This window comes from Pseudomonas neuropathica (genome assembly GCF_051174785.1).
Taxonomy (GTDB): Bacteria; Pseudomonadota; Gammaproteobacteria; order Pseudomonadales; family Pseudomonadaceae; genus Aquipseudomonas; species Aquipseudomonas neuropathica_A.
Map to the genome: position 1 here is coordinate 2,226,270 of NZ_CP195111.1, position 21,544 is coordinate 2,247,813.

16 protein-coding genes are annotated in these 21,544 nt (G+C 60.4%); 7 read left to right on the forward strand and 9 right to left on the reverse strand.

Annotated features, from left to right (window positions below; genetic code table 11):
* The first annotated feature begins 817 nt into the window (after positions 1 to 817).
* The 7 genes from ACRRSD_RS10030 (at position 818) to ACRRSD_RS10060 (ending at position 10,899) form a co-directional block, all read left to right on the forward strand.
* Positions 818 to 1,978 (forward strand): efflux RND transporter periplasmic adaptor subunit, encoded by a 1,161-nt coding sequence (locus ACRRSD_RS10030; protein WP_435037968.1) that lies wholly within the window; start codon positions 818 to 820, stop codon positions 1,976 to 1,978.
* On the forward strand, positions 1,975 to 5,088 hold the full coding sequence (locus ACRRSD_RS10035; protein ID WP_435037969.1) for a multidrug efflux RND transporter permease subunit: 3,114 nt from the start codon (positions 1,975 to 1,977) through the stop codon (positions 5,086 to 5,088). The genes ACRRSD_RS10030 and ACRRSD_RS10035 overlap by 4 nt, the downstream gene beginning before the upstream one ends.
* 9 nt (positions 5,089 to 5,097) lie before the next feature.
* Positions 5,098 to 5,775, forward strand: a complete 678-nt coding sequence (locus ACRRSD_RS10040) for a heavy metal response regulator transcription factor (RefSeq protein ID WP_007916978.1) — start codon at positions 5,098 to 5,100, stop codon at positions 5,773 to 5,775.
* Positions 5,765 to 7,129, forward strand: coding sequence for a heavy metal sensor histidine kinase (locus tag ACRRSD_RS10045; RefSeq protein WP_435037970.1), 1,365 nt, complete (start codon positions 5,765 to 5,767; stop codon positions 7,127 to 7,129). Before ACRRSD_RS10040 ends, ACRRSD_RS10045 begins: the two co-directional genes overlap by 11 nt.
* A 306-nt stretch (positions 7,130 to 7,435) precedes the next feature.
* Positions 7,436 to 7,657: a hypothetical protein gene (locus ACRRSD_RS10050; RefSeq protein ID WP_435037971.1), complete on the forward strand. Its 222-nt coding sequence runs from the start codon at positions 7,436 to 7,438 to the stop codon at positions 7,655 to 7,657.
* A gap of 197 nt (positions 7,658 to 7,854) precedes the next feature.
* Positions 7,855 to 9,171 (forward strand): OprD family porin, encoded by a 1,317-nt coding sequence (locus ACRRSD_RS10055; protein ID WP_435037972.1) that lies wholly within the window; start codon positions 7,855 to 7,857, stop codon positions 9,169 to 9,171.
* Positions 9,172 to 9,390: 219 nt separating this feature from the next.
* Positions 9,391 to 10,899, forward strand: coding sequence for a sensor domain-containing diguanylate cyclase (locus ACRRSD_RS10060; RefSeq protein WP_435037973.1), 1,509 nt, complete (start codon positions 9,391 to 9,393; stop codon positions 10,897 to 10,899).
* 178 nt (positions 10,900 to 11,077) lie between these two features.
* Here ACRRSD_RS10060 and lpxC read toward each other — a convergent pair whose 3' ends face one another.
* The 9 genes from lpxC to murD form a co-directional block, all read right to left on the reverse strand.
* On the reverse strand, positions 11,078 to 11,989 hold the full coding sequence (gene lpxC / locus ACRRSD_RS10065) for a UDP-3-O-acyl-N-acetylglucosamine deacetylase (protein ID WP_007916984.1): 912 nt from the start codon (positions 11,987 to 11,989) through the stop codon (positions 11,078 to 11,080).
* 112 nt (positions 11,990 to 12,101) lie between these two features.
* Positions 12,102 to 13,298, reverse strand: a complete 1,197-nt coding sequence (gene ftsZ / locus ACRRSD_RS10070) for a cell division protein FtsZ (RefSeq protein WP_016986475.1) — start codon at positions 13,296 to 13,298, stop codon at positions 12,102 to 12,104.
* Positions 13,299 to 13,366: 68 nt separating this feature from the next.
* Positions 13,367 to 14,626, reverse strand: coding sequence for a cell division protein FtsA (gene ftsA / locus ACRRSD_RS10075; RefSeq protein WP_007916987.1), 1,260 nt, complete (start codon positions 14,624 to 14,626; stop codon positions 13,367 to 13,369).
* Positions 14,627 to 14,641: 15 nt separating this feature from the next.
* Entirely contained in the window at positions 14,642 to 15,508 is an 867-nt protein-coding gene (locus ACRRSD_RS10080; RefSeq protein ID WP_322844743.1) for a cell division protein FtsQ/DivIB, read from the reverse strand.
* A gap of 4 nt (positions 15,509 to 15,512) precedes the next feature.
* Entirely contained in the window at positions 15,513 to 16,472 is a 960-nt protein-coding gene (locus ACRRSD_RS10085; RefSeq protein ID WP_435037974.1) for a D-alanine--D-alanine ligase, read from the reverse strand.
* Positions 16,469 to 17,929, reverse strand: a complete 1,461-nt coding sequence (gene murC, locus ACRRSD_RS10090) for a UDP-N-acetylmuramate--L-alanine ligase (RefSeq protein WP_435037975.1) — start codon at positions 17,927 to 17,929, stop codon at positions 16,469 to 16,471. Before murC ends, ACRRSD_RS10085 begins: the two co-directional genes overlap by 4 nt.
* Positions 17,922 to 18,992 carry an undecaprenyldiphospho-muramoylpentapeptide beta-N-acetylglucosaminyltransferase gene (murG, locus tag ACRRSD_RS10095; RefSeq protein WP_064392864.1) on the reverse strand — a complete coding sequence of 357 codons (1,071 nt, stop codon included), beginning with the start codon at positions 18,990 to 18,992 and terminating at the stop codon, positions 17,922 to 17,924. The genes murC and murG overlap by 8 nt, the downstream gene beginning before the upstream one ends.
* On the reverse strand, positions 18,982 to 20,199 hold the full coding sequence (gene ftsW, locus ACRRSD_RS10100) for a putative lipid II flippase FtsW (RefSeq protein ID WP_016987575.1): 1,218 nt from the start codon (positions 20,197 to 20,199) through the stop codon (positions 18,982 to 18,984). The genes murG and ftsW overlap by 11 nt, the downstream gene beginning before the upstream one ends.
* Positions 20,196 to 21,542, reverse strand: a complete 1,347-nt coding sequence (murD, locus tag ACRRSD_RS10105; RefSeq protein ID WP_435037976.1) for a UDP-N-acetylmuramoyl-L-alanine--D-glutamate ligase — start codon at positions 21,540 to 21,542, stop codon at positions 20,196 to 20,198. Before murD ends, ftsW begins: the two co-directional genes overlap by 4 nt.
* Positions 21,543 to 21,544: the final 2 nt, after the last annotated feature.

Sequence of the window (21,544 nt, forward strand, 5' to 3'; positions counted from 1 at the left end):
GACCGTGGTGTTTGGGAGAGGTACGCCGACGTGAAATACCGAGCCGAATTCAGATTCTGAAACAAATCAAAAGCCCCTCACCCTAGCCCTCTCCCGGAGGGAGAGGGGACTGACCGAGGTGTTTGGGAGAGCTACGCCGACGTGCGATTGCCGTGTCGAACTCAGATTCTGAAACAGATCAAAAGCCCCTCACCCTAGCCCTCCCGAAACGTCGGACCGCCCGGAGGGAGAGGGGACTGACCGAGGTGTTTGGGAGAGCTACGCCGACGTGCGATAGCGCGTTGAACTCAGATTCTGAAAAGCTCACAAATCGGCTCCCTCTCCCTCGGGAGAGGGCTGGGGTGAGGGGCAAGAGCACCACAAAAACCAAAGCCGTGCGCGCCGTGCTCTTCACCACTCAATAGGCCGAGTGTCAGCTCGCCTGCTCTTGATCTTGATCCACGGGCGACGTCGGAAGGCTGAGTGTAGGGATTGATCCGGGCGTGGGAGCGCAGCGACCGTTTGGCGCAGCCAAACACAGCGAGAGGAGGTGCAGCGAAGCAAACCGGAGACGCTGCGCCCGGATCGATCCCGCAGCGAAGGAACCCCGAGCCCCAGCGAGCGGGCCGTACGTAGGAGCAAGCCTTTTTGGTTACTTTTTCGGCGTCTGGAAAAAGTGACCCGCCGTAAGGGCGGAACCGTAATCAGCCACACTCGCAGCAACGGATATGTACACAACGAAACTGACAGCGCCGACAGCTAGCCGTCACCCTCCTGACCCCCAAACAAGTTTATAAAGACCCTAACCCTGCCCAACTCCGTCCGGCGCCCACCCCGCATGCGAATCCAAAAGAACAAAGCCCTGCTCGCCACTCTATTGATCGTCCTCGCAGGCGCAGGTCTGTGGTACGCCCTGAAACCCGCCCCGACCAAACTCGCCACCCCCACCGCCATCCCCGTGCGAGTCATAGCGGTCAGCGCAAAAGACGTCCCCCGCTACACCAGCGGCATCGGCTCCGTACTCTCATTACACAGCGTCGTAGTGCGCCCACAAATAGACGGCATCCTCACCAAAATCCTCGTCAAAGAAGGCCAACTCGTCAAAGCAGGCGACCTGCTGGCCACCATCGACGACCGCTCCATCCGCGCCAGCCTCGACCAGGCCCGCGCCCAACTGGGCGAAAGCCAGGCGCAACTGCAAGTCGCCCTGGTCAACCTCAAACGCTACAAACTGCTCACCGTCGACGACGGCATCTCGAAACAAACCTTCGACCAGCAACAAGCGCTGGTCAACCAACTGAAAGCCACCGCCCAAGGCAACCAAGCCTCCATCGACGCCGCGCAAGTGCAACTGTCCTACACACAGATCCGCTCCCCGGTCACCGGCCGCGTCGGTATTCGCACAGTCGACGAAGGCAACTTCCTGCGCATGACCGACACCGCCGGCCTGTTCACCGTTACCCAGATCGACCCGATTGCCGTCGAATTCTCCCTGCCCCAGCAAATGCTGCCGACCCTGCAAGGCCTGATCAACGATCCACAACGCGCACCGGTCAAGGCCTACATCGGCGCCGACACCGATGGCGAAACCGGCAACCTGCTTGGCGAAGGTCACCTGACCCTGATCGACAACCAGATCAACGCCAACACCGGCACCATCCGCGCCAAAGCCGAATTCGTCAACGCCAGCCAGAAGCTCTGGCCCGGCCTGCTGGTCACGGTAAAAATTCAGACAGCCCTCGACAAAGATGCGCTGGTCGTCCCGCCCACCGTCGTACAACGTGGCCTCGACCAACACTTCGTTTACCGGGTCAACGGCGACAAGGTCGAAGCCGTGCAAGTACAGATGGTTTATCAAGGCAGCGGTCAGGACATCATCAAAGGCGTGAAGGCCGGTGACGTGCTGGTCAGCGATGGCCAGTCGCGGCTCAAACCCGGTTCAACGGTGCAAGTCATGAGCGAGCCGGCGCAGGTGGTGCAAGCGGAGCCGAAACCATGAAGGCGCACAAAGGCGTCTCTACGTGGTGTATCGATCACCCGGTCGCAACTATTCTGCTGACCATCGCTTTGGTGCTGGTCGGTTTGATTGCCTTCCCGCGTTTACCGATTGCCCCGCTGCCGGAAGCGGAATTTCCGACGATTCAGGTCTCAGCGCAGTTGCCCGGCGCCAGTCCCGACACCATGGCCTCGTCCGTGGCCACGCCGCTGGAGGTGCAATTCAGCGCTATCCCCGGCATGACCCAGATGACCTCGAGCAGTGCGCTGGGCTCGAGCCTGTTGACCCTGCAATTCACCCTCGATAAAAGCATCGACACCGCCGCCCAGGAAGTCCAGGCGGCGATCAACACCGCCGCCGGTAAACTGCCCAAGGACATGCCGACGCTGCCGACCTGGAAGAAGGTCAACCCGGCCGACAGCCCTGTGCTGATCCTCAGCGTCAGCTCGACGCAAATGCCCGGCACCGAACTCAGCGACCTGGTGGAAACCCTGCTCTCGCGTCAGATCAGTCAGATCGACGGTGTAGGCCAAATCAACATCACCGGTCAGCAACGTCCGGCGATTCGCGTACAAGCCTCGGCGGACAAACTGGCGGCGATCGGCCTGACCCTCGCCGACATCCGACTGGCGATTCAGCAGACCAGCCTCAACCTCGCCAAAGGGGCGCTGTACGGCGAATCAAGCATCTCGACGCTGTCGACCAACGACCAGTTGTTCCACCCCGAGGACTACAGCCAGCTCATCGTTTCCTACAAGGATGGCGCCCCGGTTCACCTGCGTGATGTCGCCAAAGTCGTCAACGGTTCGGAAGATGCCTACGTGCAAGCGTGGGCCGGTGATCAACCCGGTGTGAACCTGGTGATCTCGCGCCAGCCCGGTGCGAACATCGTAGAAACCGTTGACCGCATTCAAGCCGCCCTGCCCGGCCTCGAGGCGATGTTGCCAGCCTCGGTGCAGGTGAAAACCCTGATCGACCGCACCCAGACCATTCGCGCCTCGCTGCATGAAGTCGAAATCACCCTGTTGATCGCGATCCTGCTGGTGGTCGCGGTGATGGCGCTGTTCCTGCGTCAGTTGTCGGCGACCCTAATTGTTTCGGCAGTGCTTGGCGTGTCGCTGATCGCCAGTTTCGCCCTGATGTACATCCTCGGTTTCAGCCTGAATAACCTGACGCTGGTGGCGATCGTCGTCGCGGTCGGCTTCGTCGTCGACGATGCGATCGTGGTGGTGGAAAACATCCACCGGCATCTGGAGGCCGGCGACGATATGCGCGAAGCGGCGATCAAGGGCGCCGGCGAGATTGGTTTCACCGTGGTCTCGATCAGTTTCTCGCTGGTGGCGGCGTTTATTCCGCTGCTGTTCATGGGCGGTGTGGTCGGGCGACTGTTCAAGGAATTCGCCCTGACCGCGACCTCGACGATCATGATCTCCGTGGTGGTCTCGCTGACCCTGGCGCCGACGCTGGCCGCACTGTTCATGCGCAAACCGTTACACCACGCCCACGCCAAACCGGGCTTCAGCGAACGCTTGCTCGGCTGGTACGAACGAGGCCTGCGCCGCGCCCTCGCCCATCAGAAATTGATGATCGGCGTGTTCGGTCTGTCGCTGGCGCTGGCCATCGGCGGTTACATCTTTATCCCCAAAGGATTCTTCCCGGTGCAGGACACCGGTTTTGTCCTCGGCACCACCGAAGCCGCTGCAGATATTTCCTACGGCGACATGGTGAAAAAACACCTGGCGATGGCCGAAATCGTCGCCGCCGATCCGGCCGTGCAGGCGTTTTCCCACTCGGTCGGCGTGTCCGGCAGCAACCAGACCATCGCCAACGGACGCTTCTGGATTGCCCTGAAAAAACGCGGCGACCGTGATGTTTCAGCCAGTCAGTTCATCGACCGCATTCGCCCGCAACTGATGAAAGTCCCCGGCATCGTCCTCTACCTGCGCGCCGGCCAGGACATCAACCTCAGCTCTGGCCCGAGCCGCGCGCAGTACCAATACGTGCTGAAGAGTAACGACGGCGCGACTCTCGCGACGTGGACACAACGCCTGACCGAAAAACTGCGCAGCAACCCGGCGTTCCGCGACATTTCCAACGACCTGCAACTCGGCGGAAGCATCACCCACATCAGCATCGACCGCAGCGCCGCCGCCCGTTTCGGCCTGACCGCCAGCGACGTCGACGAGGCGCTGTACGATGCTTTCGGGCAACGGCAGATCAACGAATTCCAGACTCAGGTCAATCAGTACAACGTGATTCTGGAGCTGGACACCAAGCAACGCGGCAAGGCCGAAAGCCTCAACTATTTCTACCTGCGCTCGCCACTGAGCGGAGAAATGGTGCCGCTGTCAGCGCTGGCCAAATTCGATGCGCCAACCATTGGCCCACTGTCGATCGCCCATGACGGCATGTTCCCCGCCGCCAACCTGTCGTTCAACCTCGCGCCCGGCGTGGCGTTGGGTGATGCGGTGATTCTGCTCAATCAGGCCAAGGCCGAGATCGGCATGCCGACGGCGATCAGCGGCAATTTCCAGGGTGCGGCGCAGGCGTTCCAGAGTTCGCTGGCCAGTCAGCCGTGGCTGATTCTCGCGGCGCTGGTGGCGGTGTACATCATTCTCGGTGTGCTTTATGAAAGCTTCGTGCACCCGCTGACGATCATTTCGACATTGCCGGCGGCAGGTTTGGGCGCAGTGATCATGCTGTGGATCTGCGGTCAGGACTTTTCGATCATGGCGTTGATCGGCCTGGTGTTGCTGATCGGTATCGTCAAGAAGAACGGCATCCTGATGATCGACTTTGCCCTGGAGGCGCAGCGCCACCGAGGCTTGTCGCCGCAGGATGCGATTTTCGAGGCATGCATCACGCGGTTCCGGCCGATCATCATGACCACCCTCGCCGCCCTGCTTGGCGCGCTGCCGCTGATGCTCGGTTACGGCACCGGCGCCGAACTGCGCCAACCGTTGGGCATCGCCGTGGTCGGCGGTTTGCTGGTCAGCCAGATGCTGACGTTGTTTACCACTCCGGTCATATACTTGTGGCTCGAGCGGCTGTTCCACCGGCACTCACACCCACCAGCCCCATCGCCCGCACCGGCACTGGCGACCACAGACTGAGGCAGGGTCATGCGCGTTCTGATTATCGAAGACGAGGAAAAAACCGCGGACTATTTGCACCGCGGTCTGACGGAACAGGGTTACACCGTGGATCTGGCCCGCGACGGCGTCGAGGGCCTGCATCTGGCGCTGGAAAGCGACTACGCGGTGATCGTCCTCGACGTCATGTTGCCGGGCCTCGATGGCTTCGGCGTTTTGCGCGCGTTGCGTGCACGCAAGCAGACCCCGGTGATCATGCTCACCGCCCGCGAGCGCGTCGAAGACCGCATCAAAGGCCTGCGCGACGGGGCCGACGATTACCTCGGCAAACCGTTTTCCTTCCTCGAACTGGTCGCGCGCCTGCAAGCGCTGACCCGGCGCAGCGGCGGCCATGAACCGGTGCAAGTGAGCATCGCCGACCTGTGGATAGATCTGATCAGCCGCAAGGCCACCCGTGCCGGCACCCGACTGGATCTGACCGCCAAAGAGTTCTCGCTGTTGAGCGTGTTGGCCCGCCGGCAAGGTGAAATCCTTTCGAAAACCGCGATTGCCGAGATGGTCTGGGACATCAACTTCGACAGCGATGCCAACGTCGTCGAAGTCGCAATCAAACGCCTGCGCGCCAAGCTCGACGGGCCGTTCGACGAGAAACTGCTGCACACCATTCGCGGCATGGGTTATGTGCTGGAGAGCCGTGGTGTCCAGTAACTCGATTGCCCTGCGCCTCAGCGGCATGTTCACGCTGGTGGCGCTGCTGGTGTTTCTGTTGATCGGCGGCGCGCTGTATCAACAGGTCGACAAAGGCCTGGGATTACTGCCAGAAGCCGAGCTGGATGCGCGTTACAGCGTGCTCGAATCGGCGCTCAATCGCTTCGGCACGCCCGAGCACTGGGTGAAGATCAACGCCAAGTTGAAGCTGCTCGGCGAAGAGGACAAACGCATTCGTTTCTGGGTGGTGAGCGGCGATCCGGGTTACGAATACGGTCAGCCCGATACAGCGATTCGCGCGTTCGCCCAAGGGCCGCTGGGCATGCATGACCTGCAGTTACCCGGCCAGCCTTATCCGCTGAAAGTGTTGCTGACCGAGTTGCCGGCCAAGGATCAGCGCCCGCCGCTACGGTTCATGATCGGCATCGATACCGAGACGTTTCATGAGACTCAGCACAATTTGCTGATCGCGCTGATCGGGCTGGCGATTGTCGGTGTGCTGATGGCGTCGGCGCTGGGGTATTGGGTCGCGCGGATTGGCCTCAAGCCGTTGATCAAACTGTCCCACGAGGCTCAGCGCTTGGCGCCACCACTACGCGCCGGGCGCTTGCGTCTGTCGCCGCTGCCACCGGAGCTGGAGCAGTTTGTCGACTCATTCAACTCGACGCTGGAACGGGTCGAGCAGGCCTATTCAAGACTTGAGTCGTTCAACGCTGACGTCGCCCATGAACTGCGTTCACCGCTGACCAATTTGATTGGCCAGACGCAAGTGGCGCTGACTCGCGGACGCTCCGCCGAGCATTACTTCGAAGTGCTGCAATCGAATCTGGAAGAGCTGGAACGGCTGCGCTCGATCATCAACGACATGTTGTTTCTGGCCAGTGCCGATCAGGGCAACAAGGCGACCAAACTCACCTCGACGTCGCTGGCGGATGAGGTGGCGACGACGCTGGAGTATCTGGATTTCATCCTTGAAGATGCGCAGGTTCAGGTGCAGGTCAGCGGTGATGCGCTGGTGCAGATCGAGGTTGCGCATTTGCGTCGGGCGTTGATCAACCTGTTGAGCAACGCGGTGCAGCACACCGGAGCGGGTCAGGTGATCGAGGTGCGGATTGAGGTTGAAGCGCATCAGGTGAGTATTGGTGTGGCCAACCCCGGTTCGCCGATTGCCAGTGAGCATTTGCCACGGCTGTTCGAGCGTTTTTATCGGGTCGATGCGTCGCGCAGTAACAGTGGCAATAACCATGGCTTGGGGCTGGCGATCGTCAAGGCGATTGCGCTGATGCATGGCGGGGATGTGTTTGTGCGCAGTGATCGGGGGATGAATACGTTCGGGATTTATTTGCCGGTCTGAAAAGCCCCTCACCCTAACCCTCTCCCAGAGGGAGAGGGGACTGACCGCGTAGTTCTTTCAAGGTACACCGACCTGAAATATCCAGTCGAACTCTAGGTTTGAAAAGCAAGGAGATCTGCTCCCTTTCCCCCTCGCCCTCTTGGGGGAGAGGGCTGGGGTGAGGGGGTTGCTCTTGGCTGCACCGCAATATTCGACTTTTACCTCCTGCGCAATAGTCATTTATGAAAATCACGCTGTTTCCCAACGCCCGGCAACCTTATCTTTGCCCGCACCAAACAGCACTCGCCAAGCGAGAAGGTTTTCAAGATGTCCAACAGTATGGGTATTGCCAGCGCTTTCGTTTTGTCCTCATTGATCCTGTCGCCGATGGCGTTGGCTGAAGAATCGCAGTCGTTCGTGGCGCAAAACGTCGCTCGCGCTCAGGCATTCGATCAGCATCAGGCCGAAGTGATGGCCAAGGCTCAGGACGCCTCGCAAGCACCGCAGGCTGCCACTTCCCAGACTCAAGCAAGCGAGACAGACAGCTGAGTCACGCACCGCGCCAACGTTTCCCTCGACGCGGTTGTTTGGCTCTTCCCGTTCAACCGTCGTCATTCCAGGCCGCTGCCTTTCAGCGGCCTTTTTTCGTTGTGGTCTGAAAGCCGTTTGGTTCGTCTGTAACAACAAGAAACATCGAGCGCCTCAAGATATAGAGGCGCCAGTTGACCCAAGGAGCTCCATTGCACGTGCGTTACCCAGTCCGTTTCACTCCGTTGTTCATTGCAATTGCCGCAACTATTGCCCCCGTCGCTCACGCTGAAGAACCTGCCAAAGAAGGCTTTGTCGAAGGCTCGAGCCTCAACCTCAACGCCCGCAACTACTACATGAATCGCAACCGCTTGCAGAAAGCGGACGACAACATCGAGTGGGGCCAAGGCTTTCTCGGGGTCCTCAAGTCGGGTTACACCGAAGGCACGGTCGGTTTCGGCATTGATGCCCACGCCATGCTCGGGTTGAAGCTCGACGGCGGTGGCGGCACGGACGGCTCGAGCATCCTGCCGGTCAGAGAGAACGGCGGCAAAGCACCGGGGTCGTTCTCAACGGCGGGCGGCACGTTGAAAATGCGTGCGTTCGATACCGAATTGAAGGCCGGTGACCTGTTCCTTACCAACCCGGTCATTGCCGGCGGTGAAACGCGCATGCTGCCGCAGACCTTTCGAGGTGTGAGCCTGACCAACCACAGCTTCGACGGTTGGTTGATCGAAGGCGGCCAGGCCAGTTTCACCAAGCCTTACAACCAGAGCGGTCACACGCGCATCGGCACTTCCTACGGAACATTGGCCGATGGCGATGAGAGCCAGCACCTGAACTGGGCCGGTGTGGCGTGGAGCGGCGTCGAAGGTCTGACCAGCAGCCTCTACGCCTCCGAGCTGAAGGACATCTGGAACCAGTACTACTACGACCTCGACTACACGTGGCAGTTGAACGATCTGGTCAGCCTCAACCCGGGCCTGCATTTCTATCACACGCAAGACACCGGCGATGCGCTGCTCGGCAACATCGACAACAATACCTACAGCCTGCATTTCACCGTTGGCGTCGGTAATCACAGCGTTACTGCCGCGTATCAGCGGGTCAACGGCAACACGCCGTTCGACTGCATCAGCCAGGGCGACAGCGTTTACCTCGACAACTCCCAGCAGTATTCCGACTTCAACGGCCCGAACGAGCGCTCGTGGAAGCTCAAATATGCCTACGACTTCGCCGGTGTCGGCGTGCCGGGTCTGACCTCGTCTGTGTCCTACTCGCGCGGCACTGTCGACCTGACCAAAGTTGATCCCGACAGCAAAGGCTATTCCAACTGGTACAGCGCCGATGGCCGCAACGCCAAGCATTGGGAACGCGATCTCGACTTGCAGTACGTGGTGCAAAGCGGTCAGGCCAAGGATCTGGCGGTGCACCTGCAATGGGCGACCAACCGCGGTGGCAACGGTTACGGCGTGATTGATTCGGATACAGATGAATACCGCGTCATCATCGACTACCCGATCAACGTCTTCTAAGATCGGCGCTAAGCTGACTGCAGACTGACTCCGATAGCTCAAGCAATTACCAACCCTGTGGGAGCGAGCTTGCTCGCGAAGGCGATCTTTCAGCAACATTGATGTTGGCTGACACAACGCATTCGCGAGCAAGCTCGCTCCCACAGGTATTTGCGTCAGGCGCTTCGGTGGTGTTGTGCAACTACGCTTATAAGACTTCCCCCAACCGACAGCCCAATCATGATCGCGAGCCGTACCCCACCCGTTACGGGCAAGACCGGACGCCCCGAGTTGCTGCTGATCTGCGGCAGTTTGCTGACCGTGATCGCGATTCTGTGCATCGTCACGTTCCTGCTGATCCGCGAGCACGCCAATGCTCAAGAATCAGCCACCCGCAGCGCTACCACCATCGCGCAACTGATCGACGCCGATGTGCTGCGCACCGTCGAGTTGTATGACTTGACCCTGCAAGGCCTGATCGCCGCTGCCCAGCGCGACGACTTGCAAGACGTCTCACCGCAGATCCGCCATCTGGCGCTGTTCGACCGCTCGACCACGGCACGCTTCAAGGGCGATATTCTGTTGCTCGACAAACATGGGAATGTGATTGCCGACTCTTCGCGAATCGAGCCGAAACCGGGTAATTTTGCCGACCGCGATTACTTCCTCGCCCACGCCTTCAATCGCGATGTCGGCATGTTTATCAGCCGCCCGTTCAAGACCCGCTGCGACTGCGACGAGGCCAATCAGTGGCGAATCAGCTTCAGCCGGCGGATTTCCTCGGACACCGGTGAATTCGCCGGCGTGGCCGTGGCGTCGATGAAACTCGACTACTTCGATCAGTTGTTCAACAGCCTCGACATTGGTAAAGACAGCACGCTGAACATCATCAACAGTGACGGCGTCCTGCTCGCGCAGAAGCCCTATCTGCAAAGCGATTCCATCGGAAAGAGCTTCGGCAACCGACCGAATGTCGTGCGGATCCTCGGGGACAAGGATGGCAATGGCAGTTTTACCAGCACCTCAAGCATGGATCATCAACAGCGCCTCTATACCTATTCGCGGGTTGGCAATTTGCCGTTGACGGTGATGGTTGCGCTATCCAGCGATGAAGTGTTCGGCACCTGGCGCCGCACCGCGCTGTTGATCAGTGGGGCCACCGGCGTACTGTGCGTGGGTTTGTTATGGCTGACCTGGCTGCTGGCCCGGGAGTTGCGCCGACGTCAGCGCGCCGAGCACGAACTGGCGCAATTGGCCGCCACCGATGCACTGACCGGTGTGGCCAATCGGCGAATGCTCGATCAGGCACTGCGTCACGAGTGGTTCCGCGCCCAGCGCTCGGGCAAACCCATGTCGGTGATGATGATCGACGCCGATCACTTCAAGGCCTTCAATGACCGGCATGGGCATCCGGCCGGAGACCAGGCGTTAAAGACGCTGGCCAGGGTCATCAGTGAAAGTGTCCGGCGTCCGGCGGATCTGGTTGCGCGTTATGGCGGGGAGGAGTTTTCGGTGATTCTCGCCGAGACCGATGGACATGGCGCGCAGCAGATTGCCGAGCACATTCGTCAGGCGGTAGAGCAGTTGCCGTTGGTTGACGGGGCTGAGCGGCCGATGACGGTGAGTGTTGGCATTGCGACGTGGACGGCGGCGAGTGAGATGACCCTGGAACAGTTGTTGTTTGCGGCGGACAAGGCGTTGTATCAGGCCAAGGAAGGTGGGCGTAATCGGGTGGTGGTGGCTGCCTGACAGGTCTGTGGCGATTGCACCGGCGCCTTCGCGAGCAAGCTCGCTCCCACATTTGAAATGCATTCCCCTGTGGGAGCGAGCTTGCTATCGAAGAAGCCGGATCATGCACTAGAGAAATTGCAGGCATAAAAAAAGGCCATCCGAGGATGGCCTTCAAAAAACTAGAGAGGTTTTTTACTTACACTGCCGCAACCGGGCGCATGTAAGAGATTGGTGCGGTGCTGGCGTCTTCGAACGTCACCACTTCCCAAGCGTCTGTCTGCTCAATCAATTTGCGCAGCAGCTGGTTGTTCAGTGCATGACCGGACTTGAAGCCCTTGAACTCACCAATCAGGCTGTTACCCAGCAGATACAGGTCGCCAATCGCATCGAGGATCTTGTGCTTCACGAATTCGTCTTCATAGCGAAGGCCGTCTTCGTTCAACACGCCATCGGCATCGACCACGATTGCGTTTTCAACGCTGCCGCCGAGTGCGAGGTTGTGCTTGCGCAGGTACTCGATATCACTCATGAAACCAAAGGTACGGGCGCGGCTGACTTCTTTTACGAACGAAGTGCTGGAAAAATCCACGCTTGCACTTTGGGTGCGGTCCCGGAATACCGGGTGATCGAAATCGATCTCGAAGCTCACCTTGAACCCTTCGAAAGGGACGAAAGTGGCGCGCTTGTCGCCGTCTTCCACTGTCACTTCACGCAGGATGCGGATGAATTTCTTGGCGGCGTCCTGTTCTTCCAGGCCTGCCGATTGAATCAGGAATACGAAGGGTCCAGCGCTGCCATCCATGATCGGGACTTCGGACGCGGAGAGCTCGACGTAGGCGTTATCGATGCCCAGGCCAGCCATGGCCGAGAGCAAGTGCTCTACCGTGTCCACTTTCACGTCGCCGTTAATCAGCGTCGTCGACATAGTGGTTTCACCGACGTTTTCCGCGCGGGCAGGAATCTGCACCACAGGGTCGAGGTCAGCGCGACAAAACACAATGCCAGTGTCGACAGGCGCAGGCTTGAGGGTCAGATAGACCTTCTCACCGGAGTGCAGGCCTACACCTGTGGCACGGATAATATTTTTCAGTGTGCGTTGTTTAATCATGGCTTGGGCCGCTTCAGCGCAAATTGCGAACTGGTATCAACAAAGGCTGGCGATGATAGCAGACCATGCCTTTGCTGAACACCAATCACCTTCATAGCCCTGATACATTCCATCAATCGGCCTGACGACGCAGGAAAGCCGGGATGTCCAGGTAGTCCAGATCATCTTGCGGATTCATCTTCGCGGCAGCCGCAGCACCGGCCTGAGCCTGGTTGCGCATGACGGTCGGACGGTCCAGATCACGGTAGTTCACCGCTGGCGCTTCCTGACGGGCGGGAGCTGGTTGTTGCACCTGGGCGGAAGCCATGGAGGTGTGAACGGTGTTGTCGATGACCTTGACAGGCTTCTCGATTTTCGCGCCCAGACCAGTGGCAACCACGGTCACGTGCAGTTCGTCACGCATGTCCGGATCGATAACGGTACCGACCTTGACCATGGCGTGCTCGGAAGCGAAGGCCTCGATGATGCTACCCACGTCGGAGTACTCACCCAGGGACAGGTCAGGACCGGCGGTGATGTTCACCAGGATGCCGCGTGCGCCTTGCAGGTTCACGTCTTCCAGCAACGGGTTGCGGATCGCCGCTTCAGTGGCTTCACGTGCACGGTTCGGACCGCTGGCGCAGCCAGTGCCCATCATCGCCATGCCCATTTCGCTCATCACGGTACGTACGTCGGCGAAGTCGACGTTGATCATGCCCGGACGCTTGATGATGTCGGAGATACCGCGAACGGCACCGGCCAGTACATCGTCTGCCTTGGCGAAAGCCGACAACAGGCTGGCGTCTTTACCGAGGATGGTCAGCAGCTTCTCGTTAGGAATGGTGATCAACGAGTCGACGCTTTCCGAGAGCATGCGGATGCCTTCGTCGGCGATCTGCATACGCTTGCGGCCTTCGAACGGGAACGGACGCGTTACGACAGCAACGGTCAGAATGCCCATTTCCTTGGCCACTTCGGCGATGATCGGCGCAGCACCGGTACCGGTGCCGCCGCCCATGCCAGTGGTGATGAACACCATGTTGGTGCCCTGCAGGACTTCGGCAATGCGCTCACGGTCTTCGAGAGCGGCCTGACGACCTACTTCAGGGTTGGCGCCAGCGCCCAGACCTTTGGTCACGCCGGTGCCCAGTTGCAGAATGGTGCGCGCGCCGATGTTTTTCAGCGCTTGAGCATCAGTGTTGGCGCAGATGAATTCAACGCCTTCGATGTTGCTCTTGACCATGTGATTGACAGCGTTGCCGCCGCCACCGCCAACACCGATAACTTTGATTACCGGGCTTGCGGGGATGTTGTCTACGAGTTCGAACATTTTCCCTCTCCTTACATTCTCTAGTTTTTTCGCCTACTGCATTTTTGTTGCGGTGTTGCGGTAAAGCTTTAGAAGTTGCCTTGAACCCACTTCTTCAATCGGTCCAGCAACGGCGCCTGTGGCTCTTCGTTGCTGTAGCTGTCGCGGCTGCCGATGCCGGAGAACGAAACTCCGTCGGACTGCTTTTGCAGGCCGTACATCAACAAGCCAACGCCAGTGGAATAAATCGGGTTGCGCACCACGTCATCCAGGCCCTTGACGCCATGCGGCACGCCGAGACGGACCGGCATGTGGAAGATTTCTTCGGCCAGTTCAGTGGCGCCTTCCATCTTCGACGTACCGCCGGTCAGGACGATGCCGGCCGGGATCAGGTCTTCGTAGCCGCTGCGACGCAGCTCGGCCTGGATCAGCGTGAACAGTTCGTCGTAACGCGGCTCGACCACTTCGGCCAAGGCCTGACGCGACAGTTCGCGCGGTGGACGGTCGCCGACGCTTGGCACCTTGATGGTTTCACCGGCACCGGCCAGTTTCGCCAGGGCGCAGGCGTAGCGAATCTTGATTTCTTCGGCGTACTGGGTCGGAGTGCGCAACGCCATGGCGATGTCGTTGGTCACCTGATCACCGGCAATCGGGATCACCGCGGTGTGACGGATCGCGCCTTCGGTGAAGATCGCGATGTCAGTGGTGCCGCCGCCGATGTCGACCAGGCACACGCCCAGTTCCTTCTCGTCGTCGGTCAGGACCGAATAGGCCGAAGCCAGTTGCTCGAGAATGATGTCGTCGATTTCCAGACCGCAGCGACGCACGCATTTTTCAATGTTCTGTGCAGCGTTGACGGCGCAGGTGACCACATGAACCTTGGCTTCCAGGCGTACGCCGGACATGCCCAGTGGTTCGCGTACGCCTTCCTGGTTATCGATCACGTAATCCTGCGGCAGAGTGTGCAGCACGCGCTGGTCAGCCGGGATCGCCACGGCCTGAGCGGCGTCGAGCACGCGCTCAAGGTCGGCCGAGCTGACTTCACGATCGCGGATCGCGACGATGCCGTGGGAGTTCAGACTGCGGATGTGATTGCCCGCCACGCCGACGAACGCCGAGTGAATGCGGCAGCCCGCCATCAGTTGGGCTTCTTCGATCGCGCGCTGGATCGATTGCACGGTGGACTCGATGTTGACCACCACGCCCTTCTTCAGGCCACGGGACGGATGGGTACCGATCCCGACGATTTCCAGCGAGCCGTCGTCGGAGACCTCGCCGACCAGCGCCACCACCTTGGAGGTGCCGATATCGAGACCGACGATCATTTTGCCGCTTTGCACGTTTGCCATGGGTCCTGCCTCTTCTTAATTCTTTGCGACAGCGGGTTGGGCTGTCGTCGGCGCTACTGGTTCCCGCCAGCCAACAGCGAGGCCGTTGGCATAGCGCAGATCGATGCGCGCAATGTTCGTAATCTGGTCTTTAAGCGTCTTGTCATAGATGGCGATGAAGCGGCGCATCTTTTCCACCAGGTTGCCGCGTCCCAGCAACAACTCGATGCCGGGGCCAGAACTGCCGGCACCGGTGGTCAGGAACCAGCTTCCGCGTTCACGCAGTTCCAGGCGTGCAATCGAGAAGCCCAACGGCCGCAGCATCTGGCTCAGCACCTGATACTGCTGCATCACTTGCTGCTGGGCCCGTTGTGGGCCGAACAGCTGTGGCAGGTGTTCGTAGTTCGCCAGCTCCTTTGGCGTAAACGCCTGGCCTTGGTTGTTCAGTAACGACTCGTCGCCCCAACGCGCCACTGGCAGTTGCTCTTCGAGGCGGATCACCACCTGGTCCGGCCACACGCGACGGACTTCGGCGTGGGCGATCCAAGGCATCTGCTCAAGCTCGGTGCGCATACCGGCCAGGTCGATGGTGAAGAAGCTCGACGCCACATACGGGGCGATTCGCTGCTGCACCGCTTGCTGGCTGATGTAGCTCAGGTCGCCCTGCACGGCGATCTTGGTGATCGGCCGGTCTGCGTACGGCAGCAAACGCGTTGCGCCTTCGTAAGTACCAAAGCCCAGCGCGACCAGCAGCACCGGCCAGAACAGACTTCTCAGAAAACCAAAATTGGCTTTCGGCAGGCGCGCGGACATCGGCTCTTTCGCCACCATGCGGCTGGCACCCCGTGGCACCGGCTTGCGGCCGGGTGCGGGAGGCTGATGTCGGAGCTGAGCGCCTTGCATCGTCTTAACCTCGAGCGTCTTCAACACTGGCGGCCAGAATGGCCAGGACCAGTTGCTGGAAATCCAGGCCGGCCGCGCGGGCCGCCATCGGTACCAGACTGTGATCGGTCATGCCCGGTGCGGTGTTCACTTCCAGGAACCAGAACTGCCCGTCGGCGTCCTGCATCACGTCCGCCCTGCCCCAACCGGCAATCCCCAGCGCCTCACTGGCCTTGGCCGTGAGATCCATGAGTTCTTGCTCCTTGGCGGCATCCAGCCCGCACGGAATGCGGTACTGGGTATCGTTGGCGATGTACTTGGCGTCGTAGTCGTAGAACGTGTGCGGTGTACCCAGGGCGATAGGAGGCAACACCTGGTCACGCAGGGTGGCGATGGTGAACTCCGGACCTTGAATCCATTGCTCAACCAAGACTTGCGAATCGTAGGTACTGGCCGCTTTCCATGCGTCGATCAACTCGGACGCAGAACTCACTTTGGCCATCCCGATACTTGAACCTTCATGCGCCGGTTTGACGATCAAAGGGAAGCCCAGTTCCGTCGCCGCCGAAATACAATCGGCTTCGCTGCACAGCACGGCGTGACGTGGCGTCGGAATCCCGAGGCTGTGCCAGACCTGCTTGGTGCGCAGTTTGTCCATCGCCAGTGCCGAAGCCAGAATGCCGCTGCCGGTGTACGGAATGCCCGCCACTTCGAGCAGGCCCTGCATGGAGCCGTCTTCACCGCCACGGCCGTGAAGAATGATGAAGGCGCGGTCGATCTTTTCGCTGAGCAGACGTTGCAGAATGTCGTCGCCAACGTCGATGCCGAACGCGTCCACACCAGCACTTTGCAGCGCTTCAAGTACGGCGTTACCGGATTTCAGCGAAACCTCACGCTCGGCACTCAGCCCGCCGAAGAGCACGGCGACGCGGCCGAAGTCTTTCGGCGCAATAGTGGAGAACAGCTTGGCGTAGGCAGCAGTCATTTCAACTTCCCCTCGACCGGCGCCGCCACGGCGCCAGCGAACAATTCACTTTTCAACAGCTTCGGCGCGAGACCGCCGATATCACCAGCGCCCTGACACAGCAGGATGTCGCCGGCACGCAGCAGCGGCTTGACCAGCGGCGCCAGATCGATGCCACGCTCGATGTATATCGGGTCGAGCTGACCGCGCTGGCGGATGCTGTTGCACAGCTTGCGGCTGTCGGCACCCGGGATCGGCTCTTCGCCGGCCGGATAGACTTCCATCAGCAGCAGCACGTTGGCGTCAGCCAGTACATTGACGAAGTCGTCGTACAGGTCGCGGGTGCGGCTGTAACGGTGCGGTTGATACACCATCACCAGACGGCGCTCCGGCCAGCCACCGCGCACGGCTTTGATCACGGCGGCGACTTCGGTCGGGTGGTGACCGTAGTCGTCGACCAGCATCACGTTGCCGCCGTCCACCGGCAGTTCGCCGTAGACCTGGAAGCGTCGACCAACGCCCTGGAAACCCGACAGCCCCTGAACGATGGCTTCATCGCTGACGCCTTCATCGGTGGCGATGCAAATGGTCGCCAGCGAGTTGAGGACGTTGTGGTTGCCGGGCATGTTCACCGATACGTCCAGCGGCTCGCGATCCGGGCGCAACACGGTGAAGAAGGTCTGCATGCCTTGCTGGCGAATATTGATTGCGCGGACGTCAGCGTCTTCGCTGAAGCCGTAGGTCACGGTCGGACGTTTCACCAGCGGCAGGATTTCACGCACCACCGGATCATCCAGGCACATCACTGCCAAACCGTAGAACGGCAGGTTGTGCAGGAACTCGACGAAGGTTTTCTTCAGTTTGTTGAAGTCACCGTCGTAGGTCGCCATGTGGTCGGCATCGATGTTGGTGACCACGGCCACCAGCGGTTGCAGATGCAGGAAACTCGCATCGCTTTCATCGGCTTCGGCGATCAGGTAACGGCTGGTGCCGAGCTGGGCATTGGTGCCCGCGGCATTCAGACGACCACCGATGACGAACGTCGGGTCCAGACCACCCGCGGCGAACACCGAAGCGATCAGGCTGGTGGTGGTGGTTTTGCCGTGTGTACCGGCGACGGCGATGCCGTGGCGATAGCGCATCAGCTCGGCAAGCATCTCGGCACGCGGTACAACCGGAATGCGGCGCTCAAGCGCAGTCGCGACTTCCGGGTTGGAGGTGTTCACAGCGCTCGACACCACCAGCACGTCGGCGGCAGCGGCGTTCTCGGCACGGTGACCGATGAAAATCTGCGCGCCGAACGATTCCAGACGCTCGGTCACCGGCGAAGCTTTCAGGTCAGAACCGGACACTTGGTAGCCCAGGTTCAACAACACTTCGGCGATGCCGCACATGCCCACGCCGCCGATGCCGACGAAGTGGATGCGACGGATGCGGCGCATTTCCGGTTGCGGCATGGCTTTCTGATTCTCAACCATGGGCCACCTCCAGACAGGTATCGACCACGCTACGGGTGGCATCGGGTTTCGCCAGACGGCGGGCCGCTTGGGCCATATCTTCGAGTCGTTGCGGTTGCATCAAGACCTCTGTCAGGCGCGCGGCAAGGTCCGCGGCACCAGTCGTTCTTTGCGGCATCAGGAAGGCAGCGCCTTCACGGGCCAAATAATCGGCGTTGCGGGTCTGGTGATCGTCGATCGCGTGGGGCAAAGGCACCAGCATCGAGGGCAGACCGGCGGCAGCCAGCTCACTGATGGTCAACGCGCCTGCGCGGCACACCACCAGGTCAGCCCAGCCATAGGCTTGGGCCATGTCTTTGATGAACGGCTGCACCTGCGCATCGACGCCGGCGGCGCGGTAGCGCTCTGCAGTCACTTCATCGTGGTTTTTGCCGGCCTGATGAAACACTTCCGGGCGCAAATCGGCAGCGACTTGGGCCAGGGCTTCAGGCAGCAACTTGTTCAACGGTTCTGCGCCCAGGCTTCCGCCAAGGATCAGCAAACGCGCTTTGCGACCGGCCAGCGCAGGTCGCGATGTGTCGAGGAACAGCTCGCTGCGCACCGGGTTTCCGGTGGTACGGCGAGTGTCCGACAGAGTAAAGGTGTCGGGGAACGCTTCACACACCCGGGCGGCGAACGGCACCAGCAACCGATTGGCGGTGCCGGCCACGGCATTCTGCTCGTGAACGATCACCGGCACGCCGGCCAGTTTCGCGGCTAGACCACCGGGGCCGGTCACATAACCACCGAAGCCGACCACACACACTGGCTTCAAGCGACGAATGATCGCCCGTGCTTGCCACACCGATTTCAACAGCATGAACGGCGCCTTGAGCAGCGACAGCTTGCCCTTGCCGCGCAGGCCGGTAGCGTTGATGCGGTGCAGTTCAAGACCTGCCGCCGGCACCAGTTCGTTTTCGATGCCGCGTGGCGTGCCGAGCCAGTGCACGGTGTAGCCTCGCGCCTGAAACTCGCGGGCACAAGCCAGCGCCGGGAACACGTGGCCGCCGGTTCCGCCGGCCATGATCAATACGTTAGCGCCCATGATTCGGCTCCTCGGCGAAGTCGCTCTCATGGAATTCCATCTCTTCACTGCCCAGGTGGGTTCGACTCTCCCACTCGATCCTCAATAACAAGCCGAGACAGGCACAGCAGATCACCAACGAACTGCCGCCATAACTGAGGAACGGCAAGGTCAGACCCTTGGTTGGCAACAAGCCGACGTTCACGCCGATGTTGATCAGGAACTGACCAATCCACAGGAACGACAAACCGTAAGCCACATACGCGGCGAAGAACTGTTTGGCTTTCTCTGCCCACAAGCCGATGTACATGCCGCGAATACACACGAACACGAACAGCGCGACGGTGCACAGCGAACCCACCGCGCCGAGTTCTTCGGCCAATACCGAGAACACGAAGTCGGTGTGCGCTTCCGGCAGATAGAACTGCTTCTGCACGCTGTTGCCCAGACCGACGCCGAGCCATTCACCGCGACCGAACGCGATCAAGGCTTGCGACAACTGATAGCCGGCGCCGAACTGGTCAGCCCACGGGTCAGCGAAGTTGGTCAGACGCGCCATACGGTACGGCTGCATCTGGATCAGCAAGACCACGGCCCCGACCGCCAACACCACCATCAGCGAGAAGCGGAACAGCCCGACCCCGCCGAGGAACAGCATGGCCGCCGCAGCGCCCATCATTACTACGGTCGCACCGAAGTCCGGCTCCATCAGCAACAGACCTGCCATCGGCAGCAGCACGATGAACGGCTTGAAGAAGCCCATCCAGCTCTCGCGCACTTCCTTCTGACGCCGCACCAGATAACCGGCGAGGTAGATCACTACGAATACTTTGGCGATTTCCGACGGCTGCACGTTGAAAAAGCTGAAACCGATCCAGCGCATCGAGCCGTTCACCTCGCGCCCGATACCGGGAATGATCACCATCACCAGCAAACCGAACGCACCGATCAGCATCAGCCAGCCGAGACGTTGCCAGGTGGCGATCGGAATCATCATGGTGACGATGCACGCGCCCAGTCCGAGCACCACATAAATAAGGTGGCGAATCATGTAATACAGCGGACTGCCCGACTGCGCGGCGGCGACTTCAGTGGACGCCGAAGCGATCATAATCAAACCGAGACCGAGCAGCGCCAGGCAACCGGCGAGCATCGGGAAATCGAGGTCGATGCCGCGCCCGGTGATGATCGGCGACGGGTACGGCTTGATGATATTGAACAGACTCATGCCAGATCCTCCACAGCGCGGACGAACTGGTGACCACGATCTTCGTAATTCTTGAACATGTCGAAACTGGCGCAGGCCGGCGACAGCAGCACGACGTCACCCGGTTGCGCGGCGGCGCGGCATTGTGCAACGGCGTCAACCAGTGAGGTCGCGCGAATCAATGGCACAGCGTCGCCAATGGCTGCGCCGATTTTGTCGGAGTCGCGGCCCATCAGGATCACCGCGCGGCAGTTGGCCGCGACCGGATCACGCAGATCGTTGAATTCGGCACCCTTGCCGTCACCACCGGCGATCAGGATGACCTTGCCGTCGATGTCCGCGCCGAGGCCTTCAATGGCAGCCAGTGCGGCGCCAACGTTGGTCGCTTTCGAATCGTTGTAGTACGCCACGCCGTCGAGATCACGCACCCACTGGCAGCGATGTTCGAGGCCGGCGAAGGTGCGCAAGGCCGAGAGCATGGCGTCGAACGGCAAGCCCACGGCATGCCCAAGCGCCAATGCCGCGAGGGCGTTGGACTGGTTGTGTGCGCCACGAATCTTCAGTTCACGCACCGGCATCAGGTTCTGGAATTCGAAGGCCAGATATTTCTCGCCGTCTTCTTCACTGATACCAAATGCCTTGAAGTCTGGTTTGCTCAGGCCGAAGGTCCAGCACGGCTGGCCCTCGCCCATCAACGGACGAGTCAACGCGTCCTGACGGTTGACCACAAACTGCTTCGCGCCACGGAAGATCCGGTGCTTGGCCAGGTGGTACGCCGGCAGACCGCTGTAGCGATCCATGTGGTCTTCGCTGATGTTCAGCACGGTGGCCACTTCAGCATTGAGCTGGTCGGTGGTTTCCAGCTGGAAACTCGACAGCTCCATGACGTACAGCTCGACGTCGTCGCTGAGCAGATCCAGCGCCGGGGTGCCGAGGTTGCCGCCGACGGCGACACGTTTGCCGGCCGCAGCCGCCATCTCGCCAACCAGGGTGGTCACGGTGCTCTTCGCGTTGGAACCGCTGATGGCCACGATCGGCGCCCGCGCATTACGCGCGAACAGCTCGATGTCGCCGGACAGTTTCACGCCACGGGCCGCGGCGGCTTGCAGGGCCGGGGTCGCCAGCGCCAGACCGGGGCTCACGTAGAGCTCGTCGGCACGGCACAGGAATTCGACGTCCAGCTCGCCACAACGCACTTCCACGTGCGGATAGTCACGCTTGAGCGTGGCCAGTTCCGGTGGATTTTCCCGCGTGTCGGCCACGGCAAACGACGTGCCCCGGTTCGCCAGAAAGCGAACCAGGGACATGCCGCTCTTGCCGAGGCCGACAACGATGCGGAAGTGGTCAGAAGCGATCAGAGACACTC

Excerpts from the sequence above, each read along its gene's own strand:
- ACRRSD_RS10050 (WP_435037971.1), top strand. The coding sequence starts at position 7,436 with ATGTCCAACAGTATGGGTATTGCCAGCGCTTTCGTTTTGTCCTCATTG.
- murC (WP_435037975.1), bottom strand. The coding sequence starts at position 17,929 with ATGGTTGAGAATCAGAAAGCCATGCCGCAACCGGAAATGCGCCGCATC.
- ftsW (WP_016987575.1), bottom strand. The coding sequence starts at position 20,199 with ATGAGTCTGTTCAATATCATCAAGCCGTACCCGTCGCCGATCATCACC.
- ACRRSD_RS10060 (WP_435037973.1), top strand. The coding sequence starts at position 9,391 with ATGATCGCGAGCCGTACCCCACCCGTTACGGGCAAGACCGGACGCCCC.
- ACRRSD_RS10030 (WP_435037968.1), top strand. The coding sequence starts at position 818 with ATGCGAATCCAAAAGAACAAAGCCCTGCTCGCCACTCTATTGATCGTC.
- lpxC (WP_007916984.1), bottom strand. The coding sequence starts at position 11,989 with ATGATTAAACAACGCACACTGAAAAATATTATCCGTGCCACAGGTGTA.
- ACRRSD_RS10085 (WP_435037974.1), bottom strand. The coding sequence starts at position 16,472 with ATGACTGCTGCCTACGCCAAGCTGTTCTCCACTATTGCGCCGAAAGAC.
- ACRRSD_RS10080 (WP_322844743.1), bottom strand. The coding sequence starts at position 15,508 with ATGCAAGGCGCTCAGCTCCGACATCAGCCTCCCGCACCCGGCCGCAAG.
- ACRRSD_RS10035 (WP_435037969.1), top strand. The coding sequence starts at position 1,975 with ATGAAGGCGCACAAAGGCGTCTCTACGTGGTGTATCGATCACCCGGTC.
- murG (WP_064392864.1), bottom strand. The coding sequence starts at position 18,992 with ATGGGCGCTAACGTATTGATCATGGCCGGCGGAACCGGCGGCCACGTG.
- ACRRSD_RS10040 (WP_007916978.1), top strand. The coding sequence starts at position 5,098 with ATGCGCGTTCTGATTATCGAAGACGAGGAAAAAACCGCGGACTATTTG.
- ftsZ (WP_016986475.1), bottom strand. The coding sequence starts at position 13,298 with ATGTTCGAACTCGTAGACAACATCCCCGCAAGCCCGGTAATCAAAGTT.
- ftsA (WP_007916987.1), bottom strand. The coding sequence starts at position 14,626 with ATGGCAAACGTGCAAAGCGGCAAAATGATCGTCGGTCTCGATATCGGC.